The 10571-nt window shown below is 71.2% G+C and carries 9 protein-coding genes; 6 read left to right on the forward strand and 3 right to left on the reverse strand.

From position 1 onward, the window contains the following. Positions 1 to 185: 185 nt before the first annotated feature. Both lpdA and AC31A1_RS37325 read right to left on the reverse strand, forming a co-directional pair. Positions 186 to 1607, reverse strand: a complete 1422-nt coding sequence (lpdA, locus tag AC31A1_RS37320) for a dihydrolipoyl dehydrogenase (protein ID WP_489657550.1) — start codon at positions 1605 to 1607, stop codon at positions 186 to 188. 96 nt (positions 1608 to 1703) lie between these two features. Next, complete coding sequence (locus tag AC31A1_RS37325; protein ID WP_489657551.1) at positions 1704 to 2669, reverse strand: ABC-2 transporter permease; 966 nt, start codon at positions 2667 to 2669, stop codon at positions 1704 to 1706. A 43-nt stretch (positions 2670 to 2712) separates the two neighbouring features. Here AC31A1_RS37325 and AC31A1_RS37330 point away from each other — a divergent pair, with 43 nt between their 5' ends. Then, the gene (locus tag AC31A1_RS37330) at positions 2713 to 3162 is read left to right on the forward strand and encodes a MarR family winged helix-turn-helix transcriptional regulator (protein ID WP_405990506.1); all 450 of its coding nucleotides are present in this window, start codon (positions 2713 to 2715) and stop codon (positions 3160 to 3162) included. A 15-nt stretch (positions 3163 to 3177) separates the two neighbouring features. Here AC31A1_RS37330 and AC31A1_RS37335 read toward each other — a convergent pair whose 3' ends face one another. Further along, entirely contained in the window at positions 3178 to 3891 is a 714-nt protein-coding gene (locus tag AC31A1_RS37335) for a GntR family transcriptional regulator (protein WP_489657552.1), read from the reverse strand. Between the two features lie 122 nt (positions 3892 to 4013). Between AC31A1_RS37335 and manD the strand changes: the two genes are divergently transcribed. From manD to AC31A1_RS37360, 5 genes are all read left to right on the forward strand, one after another. Beyond that, positions 4014 to 5222, forward strand: coding sequence for a D-mannonate dehydratase ManD (gene manD, locus AC31A1_RS37340; protein ID WP_489657553.1), 1209 nt, complete (start codon positions 4014 to 4016; stop codon positions 5220 to 5222). Beyond that, positions 5219 to 6646 carry a mannitol dehydrogenase family protein gene (locus AC31A1_RS37345; protein ID WP_489657554.1) on the forward strand — a complete coding sequence of 476 codons (1428 nt, stop codon included), beginning with the start codon at positions 5219 to 5221 and terminating at the stop codon, positions 6644 to 6646. The genes manD and AC31A1_RS37345 overlap by 4 nt, the downstream gene beginning before the upstream one ends. Before the next feature lie 71 nt (positions 6647 to 6717). Beyond that, entirely contained in the window at positions 6718 to 8112 is a 1395-nt protein-coding gene (locus AC31A1_RS37350; protein ID WP_489657555.1) for an MFS transporter, read from the forward strand. Continuing rightward, positions 8109 to 9200 carry an L-idonate 5-dehydrogenase gene (locus tag AC31A1_RS37355; RefSeq protein WP_489657556.1) on the forward strand — a complete coding sequence of 364 codons (1092 nt, stop codon included), beginning with the start codon at positions 8109 to 8111 and terminating at the stop codon, positions 9198 to 9200. The genes AC31A1_RS37350 and AC31A1_RS37355 overlap by 4 nt, the downstream gene beginning before the upstream one ends. 100 nt (positions 9201 to 9300) lie before the next feature. Further along, complete coding sequence (locus AC31A1_RS37360) at positions 9301 to 10287, forward strand: sugar kinase (protein ID WP_489657557.1); 987 nt, start codon at positions 9301 to 9303, stop codon at positions 10285 to 10287. Positions 10288 to 10571 lie beyond the last annotated feature (284 nt).

A 10571-nucleotide genomic window follows, 5' to 3' on the forward strand; every position in this document is an offset into this window, starting at 1 on the left:
CTCCCGCTGCCTCGTCTCTCCGCTCGATCAACAACCCGCCCCACCGGGTCCGTCGGACGGGTCGGCGGTGGGGCGGGTTGTTGATCGAGCGGAGAGACGAGGCAGCGGGAGGGCGGGTTGTAAAGGGCTGGCAAAGTCGTTCGGGAGGCGACTCGGCAAGCGGGAAAGGCCGGTTGACCCGTGCGTCACATGTTGATCATGTGTCCCGCGAGGCCGTGCACCGCTTCCTTCACCGCCTCGCCCAGCGTCGGGTGGGCGTGCACGTTGCGGGCGACCTCGTGCACGGTGAGGTCCCACTGCTGGGCCAGGGTGAGTTCGGGGAGGAGTTCCGTGACGTCGGGGCCGATGAGGTGGCCGCCGAGGAGTTCGCCGTACTTCGCGTCGCTGATCAGCTTCACGAAACCGGTGGTGTCGCCGAGGCCGTGCGACTTGCCGTTCGCGGTGAACGGGAACTTCGCGACCTGGACGTCGTGCCCCAACTCCCGTGCCTGCGCCTCGGTGTAGCCGAAGCTGGCGATCTGCGGCTGGCAGTACGTGGCGCGCGGGATCATCGCGTAGTCCAGCTCCATCGTCTCCGCGTCCGCGAGGGTCTCGGCGGCGATCACGCCCATCGCCTCGGCCGCGTGCGCGAGCATCAGCTTCGCGGTGACGTCGCCGATGGCGTACAGGTGCGGGACGGACGTACGGCAGTGCCCGTCGACGTCGATCGCGCCGCGCTCGGTCAGCCGTACGCCCGTGTTCTCCAGGCCGTAGCCGCTGACGTTCGGGGCGAAGCCGATCGCCTGCAACACCTTGTCGGTCTCCAGGACTTGCTGGGCGCCGTCCTTTCCGGTGACCGTGACGCGGACCTGCGGACCCGACTCGTCGATCGACTCGACGCGGGTGGAGGTGAGGACGTCGATACCCAACTTTCGGTACTGCTTGGCGAGTTCGGTGGAGACCTCGACGTCTTCGAGGGGTGCCATGCGGTCCAGGAACTCGACGACCGTGACCTTCACGCCGTAGTTGTGGAGCACGTACGCGAACTCGATGCCGATCGCGCCGGCGCCCGCGATGACGATCGACCGCGGCAGGTCGTCGGCGAGGATCTGCTCCTCGTACGTCACCACGCGCGCGCTGCGCTTGGTGCCGGGCAGCAGCCTGGGGGTGGCGCCGGTGGCGATGACGCAGTGCTCGAAGCCGATCGTGCGCGACTCGCCGTCGTAGCCCGCCACTTGGAGCGTGTGCGGGTCGAGGAAGGTGCCGCGGCCGTCGATCTCCGTGATCTTGTTCTTCTTCATCAGGTAGTGAACGCCCTTGACCCGGCCGTCCGCGACCCGGCGGCTGCGGCGGAACGCCTCGCCGTAGTCGAAGGAGACCTCCCCCTCGACCTTGATGCCGAAGGTCTTCGCCTCGCGGGTGAAGATGTGCGCCAACTCGGCGTTCCGCAACAGGGCCTTGGTCGGGATGCAGCCCACGTTCAGACAGACACCGCCCCAGTACTTCTCCTCGATCACGGCGACCCGCTTGCCGAGTTGGGCGGCACGGATGGCGGCGACGTAGCCGCCGGGGCCGGCGCCGAGTACGACGACGTCGAACCGCTCATCCTGCGCGTCCTGCTGGTCCATCGAAAGATCCTTTCCCACGGTGAGGTCCATGGCCTTCTGGAGATCCTCTACGGTGTCCAGGATGCCGCGTTCGTCGGCGGATCTCGCGCGGCGAGGTCAGCCCGCCGCCGGCTCGGGCCGCGGGACGTGCCCCTCCGCCGCGCCCGGCGCCGGAGTTCCACGCCGGTACACGTCCTTGAGATAGAGCACGAGGACGGCGCCGAGCACCCACACCGGGAGGATCACCAGGGCGCGGGAGAGGCCGTCGTTCTGGAAGCGGGACAGACCCTGCATCGCGCGGACGCCCACGCCGACCGGCAGGATCTCGGAGAGCGGGCGCAGCCAGCCCGGCAAGTACGCCGCCGGCATGATGCCGCCGCTGCTGCTGTTGCCGAGGATCAGCATGAGGATGGAGGCGAGGCTGACGCCCGCCGAGCCGAACAGCCGTAGCAGCACCATGGTCGTGGCCGCGACCGCCGCTCCCATCAGGGAGATCACGACGACGAGCGGCACGAAGGAGCCGGGCAGCGCGCCGAAGCCCGTGCTGCCGGCGATCGTGGCGATCAGGAGACCGCCGACGACGCCGAACAGGGCCAGGCTGGCCATCCGCCGGCGGTACTGGAGGCGGGGCGCGAGCTGGTAGGTCGTCATACCGAAGAGGTAGCCCGCGAGGACCAGGCCGAAGGCGGCGTAGAACACGGAGAGGCCCCGGGTGTCCCCCGCCGCGGCCGGGGCGACGTCCTCGACGGCGAGTTCGTGGTTCTCCGCGTGCGCCACGGAGCCGAAGGCGGTGGTCACGGTCGCGGTGACGGCGACACCGTTCGCGCTGCCGTAGAGGAGCTTTCCGTCGCCGAGGTAGGCCGCGTAGACCTTTCTGTCCTGTACGGCGTTCCGGGCGGCGGAGGCGTCGGGGTAGGTCTCGACGGTGAAGCCGCCGGGGGCGATGCGGTCGAGGTCCTGGTTCAGGTGCGCCTGTGCGGTGCCTATCTCCGTTGTGCCGACGCGGAGTTGGTGGGGGCTCGGGGCGTGGAAGGTCACCGGTACGAACGGCACCACCGGCGCCCCCGACAGTCGCACAGGCACTTTGTACATCACCATCAGCTGCCTTACAAAAGAGGTCCGCCTTGTGAACCACCCCGACCGCCGCACCGGCTACGTGGCCTGGCAGATCGGCCAGATCATGGCGGCCCGGATGGAGCGCGCCCTGCGCCCGCTCCAGCTCACGCTCGCCCAGCACCGGGCCCTGATGCAGGCCGTCCTCGACCCGGGCGTCTCCAGCGCGACCGCCGCACGCCGGGCGGCGATCACCCCGCAGTCGATGGGTACGGCGGTCAACGGGCTGGTCGAGCGCGGGATGCTGGAGCGCCGCACCACCCCCGGCGACCGGCGCACCCAGCGCCTGCACGTGACCGAGGCCGGCGTACGGCTCGCCGCGGAGGCCGCGGAGACGGTGGACGCCGCCCACGCCGAGGCACTTCAGGCACTGACGCCGGCGGAGCAGGAGCAGACGCACGCGCTGCTGCTCAAGCTGCTGGCGTCGCTGAATCCTTCGGCGCTGGAGGGCGACCTTTCCTGAAGTGCCGGACCGGTGCTACTCCCAGACCACCACGTTGCGCCGCACCGGCACCGTCGAGGGCCCGCTGGCGAACAGTTCCGGTGAATGCGCCCGGATGCGCTCGATGTCGCTGAAGACGGCCCGGAGATGGGTGCGCATGGCGGCGCGGGCGAGCGGGATGTCACCGGCGACGACCGCGTCGTAGATCTCGCGGTGCTGGATGGCGAAGACGGCCGGGGAGACGTTCTCGTGGAGGCCGAGGCGGCGGGCCCGGTCGAGGTGGCCCTTGGCGGCGGCGACGTTGGTCCACACGTTGCCGTGGCCGCTCAGGCGCATGAGGCCCTGGTGGAACGCCTCGTCCAGGTCGAAGAACTCCTCCAGGCCGAGGTCCGCGCGCTGCTGGCGGGCGAGGTTGTCGCGGAGTTCACCGTCGACCTCGGGGTCGAGTTCGGCGGGCAGGTCGTCCAGAGAGGCGAGTTCCACGGCCTCCCGCAGGAACTGCGCGTCGGCGACCTGTGCGGGGTCCACCCGGGAGACGAACGACCCGATCTTCGGGAAGACCTGCACCAGGCCCTCCTGCGACAACAGGATCAGGCTCTCCCGCACCGGGGTCCGGCTGACGCCGAGCGAGGCCGCGAGTTCGTTCTCCGACAGGGCGGCGCCCGGGGCGAGTTCGAGGGTCAGGACCATCTGACGCAGTTTCAGATAGATCGCGCGCCGACTGGTGCGGTCCCGGTTCGAGTGAGCCATACGGCCATCGTATCTGCGACACGACCATTGCCACTTCGCGACACATGCTTGTATACAAGTACTGAGCGACCGGAGGCGGAACCCGGTCGACCGGCAACAGGACACGGTGAGGAGAGCCACCCGTGAGCAAGATCGAGCGCGTCGACGTGTTCGTCGCCTCCCCCGGGCGCACGTTCGTCACGCTGCGCATCACCACGGACGACGGTGTGACGGGCCTCGGTGACGCCACGCTCAACGGACGTGAACTGGCCGTGGCGAGCTATCTGCGCGATCACGTGGTCCCGCTGCTGACCGGCAAGGACCCCGCCCGCATCGAGGACATGTGGCAGTACCTGTACCGGGGCGCGTACTGGCGGCGCGGACCGGTCACCATGACGGCGATCGCCGCCGTCGACACCGCGCTGTGGGACATCAAGGGCAAGACCGCGGGCCTGCCTGTCTACCAGCTGCTCGGCGGCCGGTCCCGGGACGGCGTGCTGGTGTACTCGCACGCCAGCGGCACCGACGTGCCGTCCCTCCTCGACGACGTCGAGCGCTACCTGGAGCTGGGCTACAAGGCGGTCCGCGCGCAGGCCGCGGTGCCCGACGTCGGCGGCACCTACGGCGTCCGCAAGGGCAAGGTCTACGAACCCGCCGCGACCGAGCTGCCGGACGAGCAACCCTGGGACACCGAGGCCTACTTGGGGTTCGCGCCCACGTATCTGGAAGCCGTCCGGGAACGCTTCGGCTTCGGCTTCCACCTCCTCCACGACGTGCATCACCGGCTCACCCCGATCGAGGCGGCACGGTTCGGCAAGAGCGTCGAGGCGTGCCGGCTGTTCTGGATGGAGGACCCGACGCCGGCCGAGAACCAGGAGGCGTTCCGGCTCATCCGGCAGCACACCACGACCCCGATCGCGGTGGGCGAGGTGATGAACTCGATCTGGGACGTCCAGCACCTGATCACCGAGCAGCTCATCGACTACGTCCGTACGACCGTCGTGCACGCGGGCGGCATCACCCACCTGCGGCGGATCTTCGACCTCGCCGCGCTGTACCAGGTGCGGACCGGTTCGCACGGCGCGACCGACCTCTCCCCCGTCAGCATGGCGGCGGCCGTGCACCTCGACATCAGCGTGCCGAACTTCGGCATCCAGGAGCACATGGGGCATCCCGACGAGGCGGCCGAGGTGTTCCGCACGGGGGTCACCTTCGCCGACGGGATGCTCCACCCCTCGGAGGAACCGGGGTTGGGCGTCGAGTACGACGAGAAGGCGGCCGAGCGTTTCCCGTACCAGCAGCGCTATCTTCCGGTCGCGCGGCGTCTCGACGGGTCGGTGCACGACTGGTGAGCGCGCGACTCAACCGTGCGGCGCCCCTCGCCCCGGAGGTACGGCCCGCCGTCGACCCCGCCCAACTCCGCACCCGTGTCGTCCACTTCGGGCTCGGCGCCTTCCACCGCGCCCACCAGGCGGTCTACACCGAGAACGCGGCCGCCCGGTCCGGTGAGCCCTGGGGCATCACCGCCGTGGCGCCGAGGTCGGCGGCGACCGTACGCGCCCTGCGCGAACAGGACTTCCTGTACTCGCTCACCGAGCGCCGTCCGGAGGGCCCCCGTACCCGGGTCGTGGGCTCGGTGGTCGACGCGCTGGCCATGAGGCCGGACGCCAAGGCACTCAGCGCGCTGCTCGTCGATCCCGAGGTGACAGTGGTGACGCTCACCGTAACCGAGAAGGGCTACCAACGGCTCGCGTCCACGGGCGGGTTGGACACCGCCGCCGTCGCCGCCGACCTCGCGGCGGACCCTGACGGCCCGTTCACCACGGCCGTCGGGGCGCTGGCCGCCGGACTGGCGGCGCGGGCACGGGCGGACGGCGCGCCGATCACCGTCGTGTCCTGCGACAACATGGCGGACAACGGCGCCGTACTCGGCCGGGTGGTACGGGAGTTCGTCGACGCGTCCCACTGGCCCGACCGGCACCGGGTCATGGACCGGATCGCCGAGACCGTCCGTTTCCCCGCGACGGTGGTCGACCGGATCGTGCCCGCGACGAGCGAGACGGACCTTGTGGCCGCCGCTACCGCCCTCGGGGTACGCGACGAACTCGCCGTGACGGCCGAACCGTACCGGCAGTGGGTCCTGGAGGACTCCTTCGCCGCCGCCCGGCCGCTCTGGGAACTCGACGGCGCCCTGTTCGTCAGGGATGTGACGCCGTATCAGCTCACCAAGCTGCGGCTGCTGAACGGCTCCCACTCGGCGCTCGCCTACGTGGGTGCGGCAGCCGGCCACACCACCATCGCCGGGGCCATGGCGGCCAGTTGGGGCGAGCGGCTCGTCCGGGCGCTGTGCGCGGAGGTCGCGCCCACGCTCCCGGCGGGCGGTCCCGACCCGGCCGCGTACGCCGACGATCTCGTCGTACGGTTCCGCAATCCCGGGATGCGGCACCTGCTGCGGCAGATCGGCTCCGACGGTTCGCTGAAGGTCACGGAGCGCTGGCTGCCCGCGCTTCGCACCCTGCGCGAACGGGGCGCCGGCACGCCGGTGCTCGAACTCGCCCTCGCCGCCTGGGTGTTGAGCACCCGGCGGCCCGACGCACCGACCGACCCCGCGGCCGAGACCCTCGCCGCCTGCTGGGACGGGACTCCCCGCCCCGACGAGACGGTCCGCGCGCTGCTGCGCGTCCTCGGCGCCACGGACCTGGCCGACGACGACCAGTTCGTCATCGCGATCGCCGACCGGCTGCCCGCCCTCCGGGCCGGACGCGTCGAGATCTGAACCCCCGACTCCGAGCCCACACCCCTGCCCGTCCCCACGCTCAACTCGGCACACGAACAACGGAGTTCATGATGCAGAACAGCCCCACCATCCCGGAGACCGCTCACCCCGCCCGGCGAACGACCCGCGATCTCACCAAGGCCGCCGTCTCGGGCTGGCTCGGCACGGCCATGGAGTTCATGGACTTCCAGCTGTACTCGCTGGCCGCCGCGATCGTCTTCAACAAGATCTTCTTCCCGGACGTCAGCCCCGCCATCGGCCTGATCGCCGCGATGGCGACCTACGGCGTCGGCTACGTCGCCCGCCTCGCCGGTGCGGTCTACTTCGGGCGGATGGGCGACCGGATCGGCCGCAAGAAGGTCCTCGTCATCACGATCCTGCTGATGGGCGGGTCCACCACCCTCATCGGCGCGCTGCCCACCTACGCCGCGATCGGCATCCTCGCGCCGAGCCTGCTGGTCCTGCTGCGGCTGATCCAGGGCTTCGGCGCCGGGGCGGAGATAGCCGGCGCGACCGTGCTGCTCGCCGAGTACGCTCCCGTGCGCAGGCGCGGCCTGATCGCCTCGCTGGTGTCGCTGGGCACGAACTCCGGGACGCTCGCCGCCTCGGGTCTGTGGGCCATCCTCATCGGCGTGCTCAGCGAGGACCAACTCCTCTCCTGGGGCTGGCGGTTGCCGTTCCTGCTGAGTTTCGTCCTCATGCTCTTCGCGGTCTGGCTGCGCCGCGGCCTCAAGGAGAGCCCGGTCTTCGAGGAACGTGCCGACGTCGTGGACGGCGTGGCGATGACCCGCGGCGAGGTCGAGTCCACGATCGCCGAGAAGGGCGAACACCGGGTCGACGTCCTCGCGGCGGGCATCCGCCAGCGCAAGGGCAAGGCGTTCTTCCTCGCCCTTGGCCTGCGCCTGGGCCAGGCGGGCAACTCCGGGCTGATCCAGACGTTCCTCGTCGGCTACATCGCCACCAACCTCTCGGTCGGCCGCTCCGTCCCCACGGACGCGATCGTCTACGGCTCGCTGCTCGGCTTCGCCACCGTGCCGGCCGTGGGTCTGCTCGGCGACCGCTACGGACGCCGCCCGGTCTACATGGCGTTCTCCCTCCTGACCGCCGTCATCGCCTTCCCGGTGATGTTCCTCATCGCGTCCGGTTCCGCGGCGGCGGTGATGTCCGGCATGGTGCTCGGCCTGAACGTCGGCGTCCTCGGCCTCTTCTCGCTGGAGAGCGTGACGATGGCCGAACTCTTCGGCTCCCGCACCCGGTTCACCCAGCTCGCGCTCGCCAAGGAGATCGGCGGCATCCTCACCACCGCGATCGGCCCGGTCCTCGCGGCCTCGCTCACCGCCGTCACCGGCAGCTGGTGGCCCATCGCGGTGATGCTCATCGTCTACTCGCTCATCACCCTCGTCAGCGCGTTCCTCGCCCCCGAGACACGCGGACGCGACTTGGTCCGACTGGAGGACGCCGTATGAGTACGGGCCGTATGAGGGCCGTCGTGGTGCACGGGCCCGGAGACGTTCGCATCGACGAACGGGCCCGCCCGGTACCGGCCGCGGGCGAGGTGCTGCTCGCCCTGGAGTGGGGCGGGATCTGCGGATCCGACATCACCTACTGGAAGAACGGCGCGTCCGGCACCGCCTCGTTGGCCCACCCGCTCGTCCTCGGCCACGAGGTCGCGGGCCGGATCGCGGCACTCGGCGCCGGGGTCACCGGCCTGGACGAGGGACAGCAAGTCACCGTCCACCCCGCCCAGTTGGTGGGCGACGGCGTCCTCCCGGACCGGATCGCCGGGCGCACCAACCTCTATCCGCACGTCCGCTACTTCGGCTCGGCGGCCTTCGACCCGCACACGGACGGCGGGTTCAGCGAATACCGTACGGTCCGCGCGGCCCAGGTCCGTCCCCTGCCGGACGGCGTCGACACCCAACAGGGCGCCCTGGCCGAGCCGTTGGCGGTCGCCCTGCACGCCGTGGGCCGGGTGCCGGCGCTGCGCGGGCGGACGGTCCTGGTCAACGGGGCAGGTCCGATCGGCTCGTTGGTGGTCGCCGCGGCGAAACACGCCGGGGCGGGCACCGTCATCGCCGCCGACCTCTCCGCCGCCTCCCTCGCCGTCGCCCGCGCGATGGGCGCCGACGAGACGCGTGACATCGCGCGCGGCGAGTCCCTGCCCGAGGACGTCGAGGTCGTCTTCGAGGCGTCCGGCGCCCCCTCGGCCCTCGGCCCGGTCCTACGGTCCACCGCGCGCGGCGGCACCCTCGTCCAGGTCGGCAACCTCCCCGGCGCGGCGGTCTCCGCCACCCTCGGCGACCTGGTCACCCGTGAAATCACCTGGATCGGCTCCTACCGCTTCGTCGAGGAGATCGACGACGCGCTGCACGCGCTGCGGGACGGGCTGGACGTGACACCGGTGATCACACACCGGTTCCCGCTGGAACGGGCGAAGGAGGCGCTGGCGGTCGCGGCGGACCCGGGGAGCGGGAGCAGCAAGGTGCTGCTGCGGCTGGGCGGGCGGACCAACTCCGTTGCGCCTGACGCCGGTTCGTCCGGCTCCGGTACGTGACACATAGGTCGCCCTTCGGAAGAACAAGAACCAGGAGATTCGCGTGCCCTTGCCGCCACTGCCCCCTACGGCTGACCGACCGGGTCAAACCGTCGACGTCGTGTGCGTCGGGGAGACCATGGCCGTCCTCAGTCCGCCGGACAGCCGTCCGTTCGACGAACAGCCGACGCTCGCGATGGCCATCGGCGGTGCCGAGTCCAACGTCGCCTGCGGTCTGGCCGGTCTCGGTCACCGTGTCGCGTGGCTGAGCCGCCTGGGCGAAGACCCGTTCGCGCGCCGCATCCTGGCCGAACTCACCGCGCGGGGCGTCGACGTGACGGGAGTGGAGACCGACCCGGCCCGCCCGACCGGCGTCTACTTCAAGGACCCGGCGCCGGAGGGCACACGTACCCACTACTACCGGAGCGGATCGGCCGCGACCCTGATGGGCCCGGAGCTGACCCGGCTGCCCGTCCTGCGCCGGGCCCGCATCGTGCACCTGTCGGGCGTCGCCGCGGCGCTCTCCGACAGCTGTGCCGGGTTGCTGGAGGCGATCCTGGTCGACCGCGCGCTCAACGGCGAGGCCGGCGAACCCGGTGAGTCAGGCGAGTCCAGAGGGCCGATCGTCTCCTTCGACGTCAACCACCGCCCCGCGCTGTGGCGTTCCGGCACCGCCGACGCCGCGAAGAACCTGCTGACCCTCGCCCGCGCCGCCGACATCGTGTTCGTCGGACGGGACGAGGCCGAGGCGCTGTGGGGCACGGCCCGCCCGGACGACGTGGCCGAACTCCTCGGCCCCGCACCGCTGGTCGTGGTCAAGGACGCCGAACACGGAGCGACCTCGTACGCCGCCGGCACCCGTACGTTCGTCCCCGCACTGCCCACCCAGGTGGTCGAACCGGTCGGCGCGGGCGACGCGTTCGCCGCCGGTTACCTCTCGGCGGTCCTGGAGAACCGGGACGAACGGTCCCGCCTGCGCCTCGGCCACATGGCGGCGTCCGCAGCGCTGCGAACAAGGGACGACGTGCCGCTCATGCCGCCCCGCGCGGAGACCGACCGCCGGCTCGCGCTGGACGACCCGGGGTGGCCCGTGGCGGCGACGGGATGAACCGGCGGACGCGACGGCGCTCGCCTTGGGTCGGTGTCGTGCCGTTCCGGGTGACGGTGGTCGGTCCGGGACGGTGCCGGGGGAATCGGCGTGCGACGGCCGAGTCCTGCCACGCCCAGGCGCCGCCGCCCTGGCAGCGGGCCCCGGTCCACGGCGATGCATCGGCTCACCGAGACCGCGCCGGCCACGCCGATCACCGTACGCGGAGCGCCACTTCCGCTCCGCTCGGAACGGCACCCGAGCGAACCGGCCGACGCGAGCACACCCACCACCGGCCCCTGCCC

Source organism: Streptomyces sp. P5F9, assembly GCF_057961495.1.

Excerpts from the sequence above, each read along its gene's own strand:
- lpdA (WP_489657550.1), bottom strand. The coding sequence starts at position 1,607 with ATGGACCAGCAGGACGCGCAGGATGAGCGGTTCGACGTCGTCGTACTC.
- AC31A1_RS37335 (WP_489657552.1), bottom strand. The coding sequence starts at position 3,891 with ATGGCTCACTCGAACCGGGACCGCACCAGTCGGCGCGCGATCTATCTG.
- AC31A1_RS37350 (WP_489657555.1), top strand. The coding sequence starts at position 6,718 with ATGCAGAACAGCCCCACCATCCCGGAGACCGCTCACCCCGCCCGGCGA.
- AC31A1_RS37355 (WP_489657556.1), top strand. The coding sequence starts at position 8,109 with ATGAGTACGGGCCGTATGAGGGCCGTCGTGGTGCACGGGCCCGGAGAC.